17 protein-coding genes are annotated in these 16462 nt (G+C 70.4%); 4 read left to right on the top strand and 13 right to left on the bottom strand.

The window, feature by feature from the left end; all coding sequences use genetic code 11:
- Positions 1-2: 2 nt before the first annotated feature.
- The 8 genes from BMY97_RS01725 to nucS form a co-directional block, all read right to left on the bottom strand.
- Positions 3-1775: a 3-hydroxyacyl-CoA dehydrogenase family protein gene (locus tag BMY97_RS01725; protein WP_091611411.1), complete on the bottom strand. Its 1773-nt coding sequence runs from the start codon at positions 1773-1775 to the stop codon at positions 3-5.
- A gap of 116 nt (positions 1776-1891) precedes the next feature.
- Positions 1892-2560, bottom strand: a complete 669-nt coding sequence (dhaM, locus tag BMY97_RS01730; protein WP_091611413.1) for a dihydroxyacetone kinase phosphoryl donor subunit DhaM — start codon at positions 2558-2560, stop codon at positions 1892-1894.
- Positions 2557-3186 carry a dihydroxyacetone kinase subunit DhaL gene (gene dhaL / locus BMY97_RS01735; protein WP_091612816.1) on the bottom strand — a complete coding sequence of 210 codons (630 nt, stop codon included), beginning with the start codon at positions 3184-3186 and terminating at the stop codon, positions 2557-2559. The genes dhaM and dhaL overlap by 4 nt, the downstream gene beginning before the upstream one ends.
- Positions 3186-4187: a dihydroxyacetone kinase subunit DhaK gene (gene dhaK / locus BMY97_RS01740; RefSeq protein WP_091611416.1), complete on the bottom strand. Its 1002-nt coding sequence runs from the start codon at positions 4185-4187 to the stop codon at positions 3186-3188. Before dhaK ends, dhaL begins: the two co-directional genes overlap by 1 nt.
- Positions 4188-4256: 69 nt before the next feature.
- A complete protein-coding gene (locus BMY97_RS01745; RefSeq protein ID WP_245787096.1) occupies positions 4257-5255 on the bottom strand; it encodes a DUF3558 domain-containing protein in 999 nt (332 codons plus the stop codon).
- A 47-nt stretch (positions 5256-5302) separates the two neighbouring features.
- Positions 5303-5593, bottom strand: coding sequence for a hypothetical protein (locus BMY97_RS01750; protein ID WP_091611418.1), 291 nt, complete (start codon positions 5591-5593; stop codon positions 5303-5305).
- Between the two features lie 9 nt (positions 5594-5602).
- A complete protein-coding gene (locus BMY97_RS01755; RefSeq protein ID WP_091611423.1) occupies positions 5603-7300 on the bottom strand; it encodes a sodium:solute symporter family protein in 1698 nt (565 codons plus the stop codon).
- Positions 7301-7512: 212 nt separating this feature from the next.
- Positions 7513-8172 carry an endonuclease NucS gene (gene nucS / locus BMY97_RS01760; RefSeq protein WP_177231127.1) on the bottom strand — a complete coding sequence of 220 codons (660 nt, stop codon included), beginning with the start codon at positions 8170-8172 and terminating at the stop codon, positions 7513-7515.
- A 37-nt stretch (positions 8173-8209) separates the two neighbouring features.
- Here nucS and BMY97_RS01765 point away from each other — a divergent pair, with 37 nt between their 5' ends.
- The gene (locus BMY97_RS01765; protein ID WP_091611431.1) at positions 8210-8749 is read left to right on the top strand and encodes an NUDIX domain-containing protein; all 540 of its coding nucleotides are present in this window, start codon (positions 8210-8212) and stop codon (positions 8747-8749) included.
- Positions 8750-8768: 19 nt separating this feature from the next.
- Positions 8769-9608, top strand: coding sequence for an aminoglycoside phosphotransferase family protein (locus BMY97_RS01770; RefSeq protein WP_091611437.1), 840 nt, complete (start codon positions 8769-8771; stop codon positions 9606-9608).
- Positions 9609-10605: 997 nt separating this feature from the next.
- Here the strand turns inward: BMY97_RS01770 and BMY97_RS01775 are convergent.
- Positions 10606-11379: an enoyl-CoA hydratase-related protein gene (locus BMY97_RS01775; protein ID WP_091611442.1), complete on the bottom strand. Its 774-nt coding sequence runs from the start codon at positions 11377-11379 to the stop codon at positions 10606-10608.
- The gene (locus BMY97_RS01780) at positions 11352-12350 is read right to left on the bottom strand and encodes a GlxA family transcriptional regulator (RefSeq protein WP_091611447.1); all 999 of its coding nucleotides are present in this window, start codon (positions 12348-12350) and stop codon (positions 11352-11354) included. Before BMY97_RS01780 ends, BMY97_RS01775 begins: the two co-directional genes overlap by 28 nt.
- A 71-nt stretch (positions 12351-12421) precedes the next feature.
- Between BMY97_RS01780 and BMY97_RS01785 the strand changes: the two genes are divergently transcribed.
- Positions 12422-12973 carry a cysteine hydrolase family protein gene (locus BMY97_RS01785; RefSeq protein WP_091611451.1) on the top strand — a complete coding sequence of 184 codons (552 nt, stop codon included), beginning with the start codon at positions 12422-12424 and terminating at the stop codon, positions 12971-12973.
- On the opposite strand, the gene BMY97_RS01790 is transcribed toward BMY97_RS01785, so the two are convergent.
- The 3 genes from BMY97_RS01790 to BMY97_RS49010 all read right to left on the bottom strand — a co-directional run bounded on the left by BMY97_RS01790 (position 12970) and on the right by BMY97_RS49010 (position 15573).
- Positions 12970-14991: a protein meaA gene (locus BMY97_RS01790; RefSeq protein WP_091611456.1), complete on the bottom strand. Its 2022-nt coding sequence runs from the start codon at positions 14989-14991 to the stop codon at positions 12970-12972. The two genes, BMY97_RS01785 and BMY97_RS01790, sit on opposite strands and share 4 nt — an antisense overlap.
- Before the next feature lie 81 nt (positions 14992-15072).
- Positions 15073-15387, bottom strand: coding sequence for a DUF6191 domain-containing protein (locus BMY97_RS01795; protein ID WP_342743991.1), 315 nt, complete (start codon positions 15385-15387; stop codon positions 15073-15075).
- Between the two features lie 51 nt (positions 15388-15438).
- The gene (locus tag BMY97_RS49010; protein ID WP_281246874.1) at positions 15439-15573 is read right to left on the bottom strand and encodes a hypothetical protein; all 135 of its coding nucleotides are present in this window, start codon (positions 15571-15573) and stop codon (positions 15439-15441) included.
- 244 nt (positions 15574-15817) lie between these two features.
- On the opposite strand from BMY97_RS49010, the gene BMY97_RS01800 reads away from it, so the two are divergent.
- Positions 15818-16444, top strand: a complete 627-nt coding sequence (locus BMY97_RS01800; protein WP_091611466.1) for a LysE family translocator — start codon at positions 15818-15820, stop codon at positions 16442-16444.
- Positions 16445-16462: the final 18 nt, after the last annotated feature.

Here is a 16462-nt window from a genome sequence, read left to right on the forward strand (position 1 = left end):
CCTCAGTAGTCCTTGAAACCCTTGCCCGTCTTACGGCCGAGCCGTCCCGCCGTCACCAGGTGCTCCAGCAGCGGCGCGGGCGAGAAGCCCTCTTCGCGGAACTCGTTGAACAGCGTCCGCTCGATCGCCAGCGAAACGTCCAGCCCCACCACGTCCAGCAGTTCGAACGGCCCCATCGGCAGGCCGCAGCCGACCTTCATCGCGGTGTCGATGTCGTCGGCCGACGCGTAGTGCGCTTCCAGCATCTTCACCGCGTCGTTGAGGTAGGGGAACAGCAGCGCGTTGACGATGAAGCCGGCCCGGTCGCCGCAGTGCACCGGGTGCTTGCCCACGGCGGCGCACACCGCGGCGGCGGTCGCGACCACGTCCGGCGCGGTGGCGATCGTCGACACCACCTCCACCAGCTTCATCACCGGCGCCGGGTTGAAAAAGTGCAGCCCCAGCACGTCCCCGGGACGTGAGGTCGCGGCCGCGCACTCGATCACCGGCAGCGAGGACGTGGTCGTGGCGAGGACCGCGCCGGGCCGCACCACGTCGTCCAGCGCCGCGAACACCGCCTGTTTCACGGCCAGTTCCTCGGCCACCGCCTCCACCACGAGGTCCACGTCCGCCAGCGCCTCGAAGTCGGTGACCGGCGCGATCCGGCCCAGCGCGGCGGCAGCGTCCTCTTCGGACAGACGGCCCTTCACCACGGACTTGTCCAGCGACTTCTTCACCTTCGCCACGGACGCCTCGGCCTTCTCCAGGCTCCGCGCCCGCAGCACGACGTCGAACCCGCGTTTGGCGAACACCTCCGCGATGCCCGTGGCCATCGTCCCGGTGCCGATCACGCCCACCTTCCGCACCTCGCGCGGTGCCACGGACTCCACTGTGGACGCAGGCGTGAAGCCGTCGGCGACGACGGTGGGCGAGTCCGGCGCATCGTAGGCATAGAAGCCCCGGCCGGTCTTGCGGCCCAGCAGGCCGGCAGTGATCATCTGCTTCAGCAGCGGCGCCGGCGCGTGCAGCCGGTTGCGCGACTGGTGGTACATGGTGTCGAGGATTTCGTACGCCGTGTCCAGGCCGATCAGGTCCAGCAAGGCCAACGGCCCCATCGGGTAGCCGCAGCCGAAGCGCATCGCGGCGTCCAGGTCCTCCCGCGTCGCGTACCGCTGCTCGTACATCCGCACGGCGTGGTTGAGGTAGCCGAACAGCAGCGCGTTCGCGATGAACCCGGCCCGGTCGCCCATCACCACGGGCACCTTGCCGAGCCGTTCGGCGAACGCCACGACGTCGGTCACCACTTCCGGCTCCGTGACGACCGTGCGCACCACTTCGACCAGCTTCAGCACCGGCGCCGGGTTGAAGAAGTGCATCCCGACGACCTTGCCCGGCCGCGCCGTGTGCACGCTGATCTCGGTGATGGACAACGACGAGGTGTTCGACACGAAGACGACGTCCGGCCGCGTCACCTTGTCCAGCTGGGAGAAGACCTCCGCCTTCGCCGCCAGGCTCTCTGGGATCGCCTCGATCACCAGGTCCACTTCGGACAGGTCGGACAGCGAGGTCGAGCAGCTGACTCGCGCCAGCAACGCTTCTCGACCGGCTTCGTCGAGCTTGCCGCCGGCGAGCGCGCGCTCGGTGGAGTGCCGCAGGTGGCCCTGGCCGCGGGCGACGCCGGCCTCGTCCAACTCCACGGCCACGACGTCGATCCCGCTGCGCGCCAGCACCTCCGCGATGCCGGCGCCCATCGTGCCCAGGCCGACGACGCCGACCTTCGAGATATCCCGTGCCATCGGGTCCTCCGGAGGTTACTCGCGGGTAGTGTGGGCCCACTGTGGCACGGGAACCCCGCGAAAGCACTTCGGAATCGAGTCAGACCGGGGGCATCTCACCCGGTCGCGAACCCGGCTCACTCCCCGAAGTTCGTCTCCACCAGCGCGGTCACCTTCGCCAGCGCCTCACCCGCCTGCGGCCCGCTCGCCCGGACGACGATCCGGTCGCCCTGGCGCGCGCCGAGCGACATCAGCGCGAGCACGCTGTGCCCGTCGACCTCCCGCTCGCCCAGCCGCACGGAGACCTCGGCGTCGAGCCCGGCCAGGCTCCGCACCAGCACCGCGGCCGGCCGCGCGTGGAGCCCGACCTCGTTGGCCAGCGTCAGCTCCTGCTCTTCGGCACCATCGGAGTCCACGGCCAGCAGGTCGGGCGCAAGCCCGGCGCTCGCCGCGGCCTCGCCGACGGCCTTGCGGCTCGCCCCGCCCTGCGCGGCCACGGCCGCCGCCACCGCGCCCTCCACCAGCGGCGCGTCGACGACCACCGCCGAGGACGGGTCGGCCAGCGACTCCACCGCCAGCTCGGCCGTCATCTGCGCACTGCCCAGGTCGTACAGCAGCACCACGCCGTCGCCGGAATCGGCACGCTGGACGGCCGCCACGACCTCGTCGTAGTCGGTGCCGATCCCGCCGCCGTCGAGGCCGCCCGCCGGGCGGATCCGGACGTCCGGCGCCATCTGCGCCGCCAGCTCGGCCAGCCCTTCGGCCAGCTTCGCGCTGTGCGACACGAGCACGATTCCGACGGTCACCGGGCCGCCTCCGCGAACGCGCGCAGCAGCAGCGCCGTGGACCGGGCGCCGGGGTCCAGATGCCCGACGGCGCGCTCGCCGAGGTAGGACGCGCGGCCCTTGCGCGGCACCAGGTCCACTGTGGACTCCGCGCCGCGGTCGGCCGCGTCGGCGGCGGCCGCGAGCACCTCGGCGACCGACGCGTCCGCGGCGGCGGCTCCCTCGGCAGCCGAGACGGCCGGGATCAGCGCGTCCACCATCGTCGCGTCGCCGCCGACCGCCTTGCCACGCGCCTGCACGCCCTCCAGCGCCGCCCGCAGCGCTTCGAGCAGCAGCGGCACGTCGATCTCCGCGGCGTCGCCCAGCTTCGCCGACGCACGCAGGAAAGCCGTGCCGTACAACGGTCCCGCGGCGCCGCCGACCTTCGAGATCAGTGTGGTGGCGGCCAGTTTCGCGACGGCTCCCGGTGTCGCCGGCACCTCCGTCTCCAGCGCCGAAACGATCGCGGTGAAGCCGCGGCTCAGGTTCTCGCCGTGATCGCCGTCGCCGATCGCGCGGTCGAGCTCGATCAGCTCGGTGCGGTGCTCGGCGACGACCTCGGCCGCGGCCCGCAGTGCGGCCGCGAAGCCCTCCGAAGAACAGCCCATCAGATCCCCCACCGCAGCGCGGGCGTCCACACGGGCGCGTCCCACAGCTCGGTCAGCTCGTCGTCCAGTTTCAGCAGCGTCAGGCTCATCCCCTGCATCTCGAGACTGGTGATGTACGGGCCGACGAGCCTGCGCTCCACCACGATCCCACGCTCCGCCAGCAGCCGCTCGGCGATCCCGTGCGCGAGGTACAGCTCCAGCAGCGGGGTGGCGCCCATCGAATTGGTGAACAGCAGCACCTTGTCGCCCGCCTCGTACGGCAGGTCCGAGACGACGGCCTCGACCAGCCGAGCGACCAGTGCGTCGGCCGGTTCGAGCGGGATGCGCTCACGGCCGGGCTCGCCGTGGATGCCGATGCCGAACTCGATCTCGTCCGGGCCGAGGTCGAAACTCGGCTCGCCGACGTGCGGCACCGTCGGCGCGGTCAGCGCCACGCCGATCGAGCGCACCTGCCCGATCACCTTGCGGGCCAGCGCTTCCACCGCGTCCAGCGAGTCGCCGCGCTCCGCGGCCGCGCCGGTGATCTTCTCCAGCAGCACCGTGCCGCCCACCCCGCGCCGCCCGGCGGTGAACGTCGAGTCCTTGACAGCGACGTCGTCGTCGATCACCACGCTGCGCACATCGAGGTCTTCGGCCGCGGCCAGTTCGGCGGCGGTCTCGAAGTTCAGCACGTCGCCGGTGTAGTTCTTGACGATCAGCAACGCCCCCGCGGGCCCGGTGGTCGCGGTGACGGCGGCCTGCACCGCGTCCGGCGTCGGCGAGGTGAAGACGGGGCCCGGCACCGCCGCGTCGAGCATGCCGCGCCCGACGAACCCGCCGTGCAGCGGCTCGTGCCCGGACCCGCCGCCGGAGATCACGGCGACCTTGCCGGAAACCGGCGCGTCGGCCCGCACGACCAGCGCCGGGTCGTCCCGCACCCGAAGGATGTCCGCGTGGGCGAGCGCGAGGCCCGTGAGCGACTCCGCGACCACTGCGGCCGGATCGTTGATGATCTTCTTCATGCGGACCTCCGGCGTCTTCGGTGGGGTGCGCACCCAACCTATCCGCCCGCGGCCACCCACCGCCAAGGCTCAGGGCTGCGGCAGCTTCGGCGCGACCTGCTTGGCCAGGCCCAGCGCCTTGCCGCACGGGTCGTCGGTCTCCGGTTTGGTGTCGTAGTTCGTGTACTGCACCTGGGCCACCTCGACGCTGCCGTCCTGCCAGGGCCGGTGCTGCCACTGGATCCGGCAGTCGGAACTGCCGGTCGCCCCCTGCTTCTGGAACGCCTGGCTCGGGGCGCCGACGTCGGCCTTCACCCAGCCGTCACCCTCCAGCGGCGGGGTGGAGGGGAAGAACAGGACGGTGACACTCGCGCTGGTGCCCCACACACAGCTGTGCAGCGAGGAGGCCCCGGCCTTGGCGTTCTTGATCACCGGCGCCACCGCCGCGTCGGTCAGCACCGAACACGGGTCGACGTCGATCAGGGAGCCCTTGGCTTCGGCGTACTTCTGCGGCGAGGAATGCAGCTTCTGCACGGCCGGTGTGAGCAGCGTCCGCCCGGCGCGGCACGGGTCGCCGCCCGCGTAGTCGATCAAGAACGAAATGCCGAGGTCGGGATCACGCGAGGTGAGCGCGCTGACCGTGCAGGAGGTGCCGGTGGTGTCCTTCACCTCGACCTGCGGCAGCCCGCCGACCTGGCCGGTGCCCTTGCTGGAGGCGAAGGTGACCAGCGTGCCGACCTGGGCGTCGACCGAGATCTCCTTGCCACCCGGGTCTTTCACTTTGTTGCGGCAGTCGTCGAACCGCACGCTGGACGGCGTCGGGTCGCCGTCGGCCGTGCCGAGCACGGCGAGCGAGGCCTGGTCCACGAACTGGCACGGCTGCACCGGGCGCAGCGCGGCGGAAGCGACCGCCGGATCGGTGATCGGGCCTGAGGACGCCGGCGAATCCCCGCTCGCGGCGGGGACCGTCGTGCGCGCGAAGTTCTGCTTGCCCAGGTCCGGGCCGCCGCACGCGGACACCACCAGGACACCGGCCGCGACCAGTGCGGACAGCTTCAGGAACCGGCCGCGCCGGAGATCGTGCACCACGCGGAGCACGGTAGCCGCCACCGGCGCGGCCTGTCCGGACAACCCGGTTATTCGACCGGTGCCGGCGGCTCGGCGACGTTCTCGCCCTGCGGCGGCCCGACCGGCACCACGATCGGGCGCACCAGTGCCCACGTCACGAAGATCGCCGTGAACACGAGCAGGCCGATCCCCGCCCACAGGTTGATGTTCACCCCGGCGGCCTTGTCCAGGTCCGCCTGGGTGGTGAACGCCGCGCCCATCACCGTCAGCACCACGCCGTACACGCCGGTCAGCAACGCGATGATCAACCGGATGTCGAAAGCGCCCGCCTTGCGCGGCCGCGAGGACCCGTCAGTCATTCCGGCCTCCTAGAAGATGACGTTGAGGACGATGGTGATCACGAGCACGATGCCGGCCAGCAGGCCCGGCTTGCGGTACCAGCCCGAGTTCTCGCCGGTGTCGTCGTGCTTCAGCGAACCACGCGGGGTCAGCGAGTAGACCAGCCCGACCAGCTCGCTGTCCGCCTTCGGCCGCGTGACCATCGAGACGGCGACGCTGACCACGATGTCCACCACGAACGCCGCGCCGGCGGCCACGAAGCTGATGCCCTGGCCGGTCAGCCCGATGATCCCGGCCTGCGACAGGCTCCAGATCAGGATCGCCGAGACGGTGCCGGCCACCAGGCCGATCCAGCCCGCGCTCGCCGTCATCCGCTTCCAGAACATGCCGAGGATGAAGGTGGCGAACAGCGGCGCGTTGAAGAAGGAGAACAGGTCCTGCAGGTAGTTCAGGATGTTGCCCGAGTTCGACGCGATGAACGCGGTGCCGATCGCCAGGATCGTGCCGCCCGCGGTGACGCCGCGGCCGAGCCGGAGGTAGTAGCCGTCCGGCTTGTCCTTCTTGACGTACGCCTGCCAGATGTCGTACGTGAAGACGGAGTTGAACGCGCTCAGGTTGGCCGCCATGCCGGCCATGAAGGAGGCGAGCAGACCGGCGATGGCGATGCCGAGCATGCCGTTCGGCAGCAGGTCGCGCATCAGCAGCAGCAACGCGTTGTTGAACGTGACGCCGCTCGGCGCGCTGCCGCCCTGGAGCAGGATTCCCTTGTCGTGCAAGTACTCCGGCACCGTGACCGCGGCGATCATGCCGGGGATGATCACGATGAACGGGACCAGCATCTTCGGGAACGCGCCGATGATCGGCGTGCGCCGCGCGGCCGACATGCTCTTCGACGCCATGGCCCGCTGGACCTCCACGAAGTTCGTGGTCCAGTAGCCGAAGGAGAGCACGAAGCCGAGGCCGAAGACGATGCCCAGCACCGAAAGGAAGTTGTTGCCGAAGCCGGTCAGGTTGTCACCGGGCCACGAATGCAGCTGCGCGGTACCGCCCGGGCTGCCGGTGACCTTGTTGACCAGGCCCTGCCAGCCGCCGACCTTCACCAGGCCGACGATGGTCAGCGGCAGCAGCGCGGCGACGATCACGAAGAACTGCAGCACCTCGTTGTAGATCGCCGCGGACAGGCCGCCGAGCGCGGTGTAAGAGAGCACGATGACCGCCGCGATGACGATCGAGATCCACAGGTCCCAGCCGAGCAGCAGCTTCACCACGCTGGCCAGCAGGAACAGGTTCGCGCCGGCGATCAGGATCTGCGCGGCGGCGAAACTGATGCCGTTGACCAGGTGCGCGACGTTGCCGAACCGGCGGCGCATGAACTCGGGAACGCTGCGCACCTTGGAGCCGTAGTAGAACGGCATCATCACGAGGCCGAGGAACAGCATCGCCGGGATCGCGCCGATCCAGAAGTAGTGCACGGTCGGCAGGCCGTACTGGGCGCCGTTGGCCGACATGCCCATCACCTCGACCGCGCCGAGGTTCGCCGAGATGAACGCCAGCCCGGTCACCCAGGCCGGTAGCGATCGTCCGGAGAGGAAGAAGTCGAGACTGCTCGACACCTGCCTTCTGGCCAGATAACCGATGCCGAGCACCAGCACGAAATAGAACGCCAACTCGATGTAGTCGATAGCACTAGCGTCGAGTCGCAGGTTCGCGTCGGCAAGGACGTGCACCCGACCCACCTCCGAATCAAACAATTTCCCACAGGAACCACCACGTTCCCGCCAGGCGCGAACAGTACTGCATGGATTCAGGGTCGGCACCACGACATGGCGGTTTTCGCCCGGAAGGCCTCCCCACCTCGGGGCAAGGTGGGCAAAAGACGCTCATGGACGGCGTTTCGGGTCGACCTGCGGACCGGACGACGGTCTCGTCGGCCAGGTGCTCAGAACAGCCGGAACTCGTCGGATTCGATGCCGCGCAGCGCGTCGTAGTCGAGGGTGAGGCAGCGGATGCCGCGGTCCTCGGCGAGGGTGCGCGCCTGGGGCTTGATGAGCTGGGCGGCGAACACGCCCTGGACCGGCGCCAGCAACGGGTCGCGGTTGAGCAGCTCGAGGTAGCGGGTCAGCTGTTCCACGCCGTCGATCTCGCCGCGGCGCTTGATCTCCACGGCGACGCTGCCGCCCTCGGAGTCGCGGGCCATGATGTCGACCGGGCCGATGGCGGTGGGGAACTCGCGGCGCACCAGCGTGTAGCCGTCGCCGAGGGTCTTGATGTGCTCGGCCAGCAGCTCCTGGAGGTGGGCCTCCACGCCGTCCTTCTGCAGGCCCGGCTCGGCACCCAGCTCCTGGGCGTGGTCGTGGTAGATCTCCTCGATCGAGATCACCAGCTTCTCGCCCTGCTTGTTCTCGACGATCCACAGCTTGCCGTCCTCGATGAGCCAGCACGGCGGGCTCATCCAGTTCAGCGGCTTGTAGGCGCGGTCATCGGAGTGGACGGACACGGAGCCGTCGGACTTGACGAGCAGCAACCGGGTGGCCATCGGCAGATGGGCGGTCAGACGGCCGGCGTAGTCGACCTGGCAGCGAGCGATCACGAGACGCACCCGCCGAGGGTAGGACAGGCTCGGCGATACTGGGTGAGTGGACCCCATTCAGCGTGTCGCGACCCGCGAGGTGTACCGGAACAACTGGATGACGGTGCGGGAGGACGCCATTCGCCGCGCCGACGGCAGTGAAGGCATCTACGGCGTGGTCGACAAACCGACCTATGCCCTGATCATCCCCCTCGACGGCGAGCGGGTGCTGCTCGTCGACCAGTTCCGCTACCCGGTGGGCGAGCGTCGCTGGGAATTCCCGCAGGGCACCGCCCCCGGCCTCGCCGAGGTCCCGCCCACCGAGGTCGCGCGCCGCGAACTGCGCGAGGAAACGGGGCTGCGCGCCGAAACCGTCACCGAACTCGGCCGGCTCGAAGTCGCCCCCGGCATGTCCAGCCAGCGCGGCCACGTCTACCTCGCCACCGACCTCACCGAGGGCGCGCCGGAACGCGAGATCGAAGAGCAGGACATGACCACGGCGTGGTTCGCCCGCGCGGATGTGGAGAAGATGATCGCGACCGGTGGGATCACCGACGCGCAGACTGTCGCGGCGTACACGCTTCTTCTGTTGCACGAACGGCGCTGAGCTGCGTGCGGATGATCAGATGACCCGAGCGGTCCCCGCCGACCTGCTGGAAATCGCCGAAGCGCTGGTCCCCGGCGCGCCGCTTGGCTCCGCATGCCTTGCCGAGCAAGGGAATATGCACCACGTTGTGCTGTTCCCCGGCGTCGCCGCGGTGCGGATCAGCAAGCGCCCCGATGCCGCCGCCGAGCTGCCGCGCCGGGTCGAGGTCCTTCGAGCAGTCGCGGCGGCCGGTCTGCCTTTCGCCGTGCCGTCACCGCTGACGCCGGTGGCCACGTTCGGGGAACGCGCGGCCGTCGCGATTTCGTGGCTCGACGGCGATTCGTTGCCGGAAGGCACCGGGGACCCGGCGGCGTTCGGCTTGCTTTTGGCGGCGTTGCGCGAGTTCGAGGTCTCGCCGGCGCTCAAGGCCGTTCTCCGCACGCCGCGCCAGCACGCCGACGGCCTCGGCTGGGCCGACATCCTGAACGACGAGGTCATTCCGCGCCTGCCGTCCAGGTGGCGTGACGGAGTCCGGCGGCGGCTGGACACGTTGCTGGCGCTGGAAGAGGTCCCGCCCAGGCTCGTCCACGGCGACCTCGGCGGCAGCAACGTCCACTTCGGCGAAGACGGCAAGCTGACCGGCGTCCTCGACTGGGACCTGGCAATCCTCTCCGACCCGGCGATCGACGCGGCCCTGGTCGCGACCTGGCACGGCTGGGACCTCCTGCGCGCAGCCGTCGACGAGGAAACCTACCAACGCGCCCGGACCTGGAACGACGCCATCGAGGTCGGACACCTCCACGCGGTGTTCACGGGCAAGCCCTTGTCCCGCATCGACGGCTTTGTCGATTCTGTGGTCGCTTGGCTGGAAGAGCGGTAAGAGCCCTGCGCCGGTTCGGCCCACGCGTTCCCCGCCGGCCTCAAGCTTGACGTGGTTGACCGCGGCCTCGAGGTATCAGCGCCCCTTCGAGCGCCCACCCCGATCCAGTCCCTCGACCGGCGGGGATCGGCCCCGATCCACTCCCCTCCGGGTCTGCCGGTCGCGGACAACCCCCGCGCGAGTCCTGCCTCGAGTACCGGACAGCCCCACCACCCGCCCAAGATCGCAACCCGCCTGCTCGACCGGAAGATCATCACGACCGCGCAACAGCCCTCCACCGCAATCGCGGAATACGCCGCCGCCCTCCTCAACCCGGCGCCGACACGGCCCGTCCCGGCCCTCACTACCGACCGGTGCGCCGCCGAATCGGCCGAGTTCCAGACCCCAGTCGCCGGAGAGCAACCCCCGCCCTCCTCTGGGGGGCGTCCCATGCCCAGTCTACTGGCCCACTCCGCCAAACCCCGTGGTCAAGCCGCGAGAGGCCGGAGTTGTCCACAACTGGGAGCGCCTGTGGACAACCCGAGAGCGGGAGCGCTCGATCCGGGCAGCTCGAGAGCGGCCAAGGTAACCAAGGCACGGGACCGACCGAGTCAGCCAGCCCGAGAACGGGAGCACTCGAACCGGGCAGCTCGAGAGCGGCCAGCCCAAGAACAGCCAAGCCAACCAAGGCACAGGACCGACCGAGTCAGCCAGCCCGAGAACGGAAGCACTCGAACCGGGCAGCTCGAGAGCGGCCAGCCCAAGAACAGCCAAGCCAACCAAGGCACAGGACCGACCGAGTCAGCCAGCCCGAGAACGGGGGCGGCTAGGCCAACCCGGGCGAGGGAGCGCCCAAGCCGGTGAATCTGAGCGGGGGAACCAAGACTGCCAGCCCGAGTGAGGAAACGACCAAACCGGCCAACCCGAGGGCGGGGGGCGACCAAGCCAGCCAACCCGACCGAGGGAGCGGCTAAGCCAGCCCAAGCACGAGAGCCAGCCAGGCCAAACGAAGGAGCGCTCAGTCCCGCCATTCCGGATGTCGCTTCTCCAGAAACGCAGCCATTCCCTCCCGCGCGCCCGGCAGCTGCGACGCCGACGCCATCACCTCGACCGCCAGCGCGTAGGCGTCCGCTTCGGGGCGGTCGAGCTGGGCGTACAGGGTCTGCTTCCCCATGGCCTTGCTGGCGCGGCTGCCGCGTGTGGCGCGGGCCAGGAGGGCGGCGACCTCGTCGTCCAGGGAGGCGTCCGGGACGACGCGGTTGACGAGACCCCAGTCGAGGGCGGTCGGGGCGTCGATTGCGTCGCCGGTGAGGGCCAGTTCCATCAGGCGCTTGCGGCCGATCGAGCGCGCCACCGGGACCGCGGGGGTGTGGCAGAACCAGCCGCCTTTGCCGCCGGGGAGGGCGAAGCCCGCGGATTCCGCCGCGACGGCCAGGTCGCACGAGGCGACCAGCTGGCAGCCCGCCGCGGTCGCCAGGCCGTGCACCCGCGCGATCACCACTTGCGGGAGCGACTGCATCGTCCGCATCAGCTCGGTGCACAGCGTCAGCAACGAGCGCACACCCATCAGGTCCCGGGAGGCGACATCGCCGAAGTCGTGGCCCGCGGAGAACACCGGGCCGGCGCCGGCGAGGACGATGCCCGTCGCGTCGGTTTCGCCCGCCGAGCGGAACGCGTCCAGCAGCTCACGCAAATGGTCGGCGGACAGCGAGTTGCGCCGTGCCGCGCGGTTCATGGTGACGGTGATCGTGTCCCCGTCCCGTTTCACCAGGATGTGCTCGTACTCGCCCATCCCCCGACCGTAACCCCGCGGCCTCGGGAACGGAACGTGCGCCGGTAGGAGTCCGGGCCCACACCGACCTCGGCGCGCAGCCGGCGCCGCAGGTTCGCGGCCGTGCCGAGGCCGGACCGCTGCGCGACGCGCTCCACCGGCAGCTCCGTGGTTTCCAGCAGCCGCTGCGCATAACGCACGCGCTGGACCCGCAGCCAGCGCCCGGGCGTCGCACCGGTGGCGGCCGCGAACTCGCGGTGGAACGTCCGCTCGCTCATCCCGGCGTGCCCGACGAGGTCGTCGACGCCGATGTCGTCGCCCAGCCGCGCTATCGCCCAGTCCATAGTGGACGAAAGACCGGGCCGGGAAGTCAAGACCGGCAACGGGTTCTCGACGTACTGACGCTGCCCGCCCTCGCGTGCGGGCGGCATCACCAGCCGCCGCGCGAGCCGGGACGCGACGTCCGCGCCGTGGTCGCGGCGGACCAGGTACAGGCAGAGGTCGAGCCCGCCGACCACGCCCGCCGACGTGAGCACGCCGCCGGACTCGGTGTAGAGCACGTCCCGCCGCAGGTCGGCGTCCGGCGCGGCGGCGGCCAGCGCGTCGAGGTCACGCCAGTGGGTGGTGGCCGGGCGGCCGTCGAGCAGCCCGGCCGCGGCCAGCGTGAACGCGCCGGAGCACAGCCCCGCCACCGTCGCGCCCGCGCGGTGGGCCCGGCGCAGCGCCGCCCGGGCCGGGGACGGCACGTCGGCCAGCGGGTCGCTGCGGCCGGGCGCGAGCACCAGGTCACAGCCGTCGAGGCCGGCCAGCCCGTGCGTCGCCGCGACCTCGCCGAACGGCGCGACCGCCGTGCGCGCTCGCCCGGAAGCGCACAGCCGCACGGAAAACGGGCCGATCCCGCTGTCGGTGCGGTCCTGGGCCCACACCTCGGCGATCACGGCGAGGTCGAACATCCGGCTGCCCGGCAGGAGCAGCACTCCGATCGTGCGCATGGCAGGAAAGTACCGCATCGCGCATCTCCTGCCACTGCCCGAGGCGCCATCGAACCGCCAGGATCATCCCCATGACCGCTCTCATCCTGATCGACGTCCAACGCGGGTTCGACGAGCCGGAGTTCTGGGGCCCGCGCAACAACCCCGGCGCCGAGGCGAACATGAAGGCCCTGCTCGACGCGTGGCAGGACCGCCGGCTGCCCGTGGTACTGGTGCACCACGACTCGCTGAAGCCGGGCTCGCCGCTGCGCCCGGGCCAGCCGGGCCACGACTTCAAGCCCGAGCTCGACGGCGCCCGCCCCGACCTCGTGTTCGGCAAGAAGGTCAACTCCGCCTTCATCGGCGACATCGACCTCGACGCCTGGCTCAAGGCGCGCGGCATCGGCAGCTTCGTGATCGCCGGCATCCAGACCAACTTCTGCTGCGAAACCACCGCCCGCATGGGCGGCAACCTCGGCTACGACGTCACCTTCGCCCTCGACGCGACGTACACCTTCGACCTGCCGGGCCTCGACGGCGAAGTCGTGACGGCCGACGAGCTGTACCGCGTGACCGCGGCGAACCTCGCCAACCAGTTCGCCACCGTCAAGTCCACAAAGGACATCCTCAGTGGACTGGGCTAGCCGGTGAGCCCGTGCCGCTCGCGGATCAGGTCGACGATGCCGGCCATGATGCCGGTCAGCTCGTAGTCCTTGGGCGTGAAGACGCGGGCGATGCCGCGCTCGGTGAGCAGCGCGGCGTCGTCCGGCGGGATGATGCCGCCGACGATCACCGGGACGTCGGCGGCACCGGCCGCGCGCAGGCCGTCGACCACCAGCGGCACGACCTCCAGGTGCGAGCCGGACAGCACGGACAGCCCGACCACGTGCACGCCCTCCTGCACGGCGGCCGCGACGATCTGGTCCGGGGTCAGCCGGATGCCCTGGTAGACCACCTCGAACCCGGCGTCGCGGGCCCGGACGGCGACCTGCTCGGCGCCGTTGGAGTGCCCGTCCAGGCCGGGCTTCCCGACCAGGATCCGCAGCCGCTCGCCCAGTTCCGCCTCGGTGGCGCGGATCCGGGCGCGCACCCGCTCCAGCTCCGGGTCGCCCTTCCCGGCGGCCGCGGCGGCGGAAACGCCCGTCGGCGCTCGGTACTCGCCGAACACCTCGCGCAGGGCGCCGGACCACTCGCCAGTGGTCACGCCCGCCCGCGCACAGTCCACAGTGGCCTCGAACAGGTTGTCCGAAGTCGCCGCCTTTTCCTTCAGTGCCAACAGGGAAGCCTCGACCGCGGCCGAGTCCCGCCGCTCCCGCCAGTCCTCGATCGCCGCAACCGCGGCCTTCTCGACGGCCGGGTCGATCGTCTCGATCGCCTTCGCGCCCTCAGCCTGCAGCGGCGACGGCTCGGTGGTGTCGAACTTGTTGACCCCCACCAGCACGCGCTCACCGTTCTCCATCCCCCGCCGGTACTCGGCGAGCGACGTGACCAGCTGCGACTTCATGTACCCGCTCTCGACGGCCGCGACCGCGCCGCCGAGGTCCTGCACCCGCGCGATCTCCTCACGCGCGCCGGACATGATCTCGTCCACTTTGGCCTGCACGACGTGCGAGCCGTCGAAGATGTCCTCGTACTCCAGGAGATCGGTCTCGAACGCGAGCACCTGCTGCATCCGCAACGCCCACTGCTGGTCCCACGGCCGCGGCAGGCCGAGCGCCTCGTTCCACGCCGGCAGCTGGATCGCGCGCGCCCGCGAGCCACGCGAAAGCGAGACCGCCAGCATCTCCAGCACGATCCGCTGGACGTTGTTCTCCGGCTGCGCCTCGGTGAGCCCGAGCGAGTTCACCTGCACGCCGTAACGCAGGCGCCGCGCCTTCGGGTCCTCGATGCCGTAGCGGTCGCGCGTCAGCTCGTCCCACAGCGCCGTGAACGCGCGCATCTTGCACATCTCTTCGACGAAACGCACGCCTGCGTTGACGAAGAACGAGATCCGCGCGACGACCTTCGCCATGTCCGACGGCTCCACCTGGCCGGAGTCGCGCACCGCGTCCAGCACGGCGATGGCGGTGCACAGCGCGTACGCGACTTCCTGCGTCGGCGTCGCGCCCGCTTCCTGGAGGTGGTAGCTGCAGATGTTGATCGGGTTCCACTTGGGCACGTGGTGCACCGTCCACGCGATCATGTCGGTGATCAGCCGGAGGCTCGGCCCGGGCGGGAAGATGTAGGTCCCGCGGGAGAGGTACTCCTTGATGATGTCGTTCTGCGTGGTCCCGGTGAGCTTCGCGAGCACCTCGTCCACGTCGCGGCCCTCGGCTTCGGCCTGCTCGCGCGCGACGGAGACGTACAGCGCGAGCAGCCACATCGCGGGCGCGTTGATGGTCATCGAGGTGTTGGCCTCGGCGAGCGGGATGCCGTCGAACAGGCGCCGCATGTCGCCGATGTGCGAGACGGGCACGCCGACCTTGCCGACCTCGCCGCGCGCGAGCACGTGGTCCGGGTCGTAGCCGGTCTGCGTCGGCAGGTCGAAGGCGACCGAGAGGCCGGTCTGGCCCTTCGCGAGATTGCGGCGGTACAGCTCGTTGGACGCGGCGGCCGAGGAGTGCCCGGCGTAAGTGCGCATCACCCAGGGCCGATCGCGCTCGTGGTCGGATGGATACGGCACGGGCCACCTCCGGCGTTGGGTGGACCGATTGTACCCACCGGTAACTTCAGCCGGGCAGTGCAATCGGACACGTACGAGTGGTCAGCGCGGGCGTTCGGGACGGCTGTCCTGAGAAGCCGGACGCAGGATCACCACTCCCTTGTCGAGGTCGACGGTCCCGAGCGGAGGCGCCCCTTGAGCGTCCTCGTCGAGGGTCATCTCCACCGAGTCGCGGTGCTCCAGCTCGTTGCGCTTGGTGCCGTAGAGGAACGCGGTGACCTCGTCCAGGTATGTCGAGGACAGCCGCGCCTTCAGCTTCGACGGCTTCCTCTTCGGCCGCATCTCGTACGCCCCGACAGCCACCAGCAGAAGCGTCATGCCGGGCAGCCCCAGGGCCAGCACTGTCTCCACAGCCACCGAACGAACGGCGCCACAGCGGGGTTCCGCGGGACGAACCCGCACAGCCGGTCAGCGGCCGCCGCCGCGACGCGGGTTCTGAGGCACCGGACCCGAGCGCTGGAGCCCTTCGATCAGGGCCGCGACCCGTTGCGCGTCCGGGATCGCCCGCAGCTCCGGCAGGAACGCGACCCAGGCGCCCCGCACCGGCTGGTTCCTCGACCTCCATCGGGCGTATGGCCTCGGCCGCGGCGGAAAACCCGTGGTCAGCGGCACTATGAACGTCGCCAAGAACGCCGGCCCCAGCACCACGAGCATGGTGTGCTCCCAATACCAGCGCGCCCTCCCCAGGTCTCGGTGGATACCCGCCCGGCGGCTCGTCCCGGTTGCCGGAGTGCTGTGGCGAAAACCCGCGAGACTCCGCCCGCCAAGACCCCTAGGCTGGCAAAACGTGACTTGGAGTGCGTACGGAAGCTACCTGGTGATCGTCGTCCTGATCGTGCTCGCGCCGGGGCCCGACACGATGGTGATGCTGAAGAACTCGCTGTCCGGCGGCACCCGGGGCGGGCTGCTCGCGACGTTCGGCATCTTCGCCGGCAACGCGGTGCAGGGCACGGCCGCGGCGCTCGGGCTCGGCGTGGTCATCGCCCGGTCCCAGCCGGTGTTCCTCACGCTCAAGTGGCTCGGCGCGGCCTACCTGGTGTTCCTCGGGTTCCAGGCGCTGCGCGGCGCGTGGCGCGGGAACTACGCGGCCGTCGAGGAAACCCGGCGCAAGCGCACCAGCGGATTCCGCCGATGGCGCGAAGGCTTCCTGTCCAACATCACCAATCCCAAGGTGCTGGTGCTGTACCTGTCCGTGCTGCCGCAGTTCCTCGACCCGGTGCGGACCACGATGTGGGACGCGCTGGTGCTCGCGTACACCGTCGCGGTGCTGGGTGCACTGTGGCTGCTGGTGCTGCTGTTCTTCGTGCACCGGGTGCGTACCTGGTTGGAGCGCCGCAAGGTCCGGCGCGCGCTCGACGGTGTCACCGGGACCGCACTGCTCGGCTTCGGGGCGGCCCTGGCTTTGGAGTCCTGACCGGAGTTACCGTGCGCC

The organism is Amycolatopsis saalfeldensis (assembly GCF_900110575.1).
GTDB classification, from domain to species: domain Bacteria; phylum Actinomycetota; class Actinomycetes; order Mycobacteriales; family Pseudonocardiaceae; genus Amycolatopsis; species Amycolatopsis saalfeldensis.

Bases quoted from the DNA above. Each gene is read 5' to 3' on its own strand.
- BMY97_RS01725 (WP_091611411.1), bottom strand. From the start codon at position 1,775: ATGGCACGGGATATCTCGAAGGTCGGCGTCGTCGGCCTGGGCACGATG.
- dhaL (WP_091612816.1), bottom strand. From the start codon at position 3,186: ATGGGCTGTTCTTCGGAGGGCTTCGCGGCCGCACTGCGGGCCGCGGCC.
- dhaK (WP_091611416.1), bottom strand. From the start codon at position 4,187: ATGAAGAAGATCATCAACGATCCGGCCGCAGTGGTCGCGGAGTCGCTC.
- BMY97_RS01750 (WP_091611418.1), bottom strand. From the start codon at position 5,593: ATGACTGACGGGTCCTCGCGGCCGCGCAAGGCGGGCGCTTTCGACATC.
- BMY97_RS01770 (WP_091611437.1), top strand. From the start codon at position 8,769: ATGACCCGAGCGGTCCCCGCCGACCTGCTGGAAATCGCCGAAGCGCTG.
- BMY97_RS01775 (WP_091611442.1), bottom strand. From the start codon at position 11,379: ATGGGCGAGTACGAGCACATCCTGGTGAAACGGGACGGGGACACGATC.
- BMY97_RS01780 (WP_091611447.1), bottom strand. From the start codon at position 12,350: ATGCGCACGATCGGAGTGCTGCTCCTGCCGGGCAGCCGGATGTTCGAC.
- BMY97_RS01785 (WP_091611451.1), top strand. From the start codon at position 12,422: ATGACCGCTCTCATCCTGATCGACGTCCAACGCGGGTTCGACGAGCCG.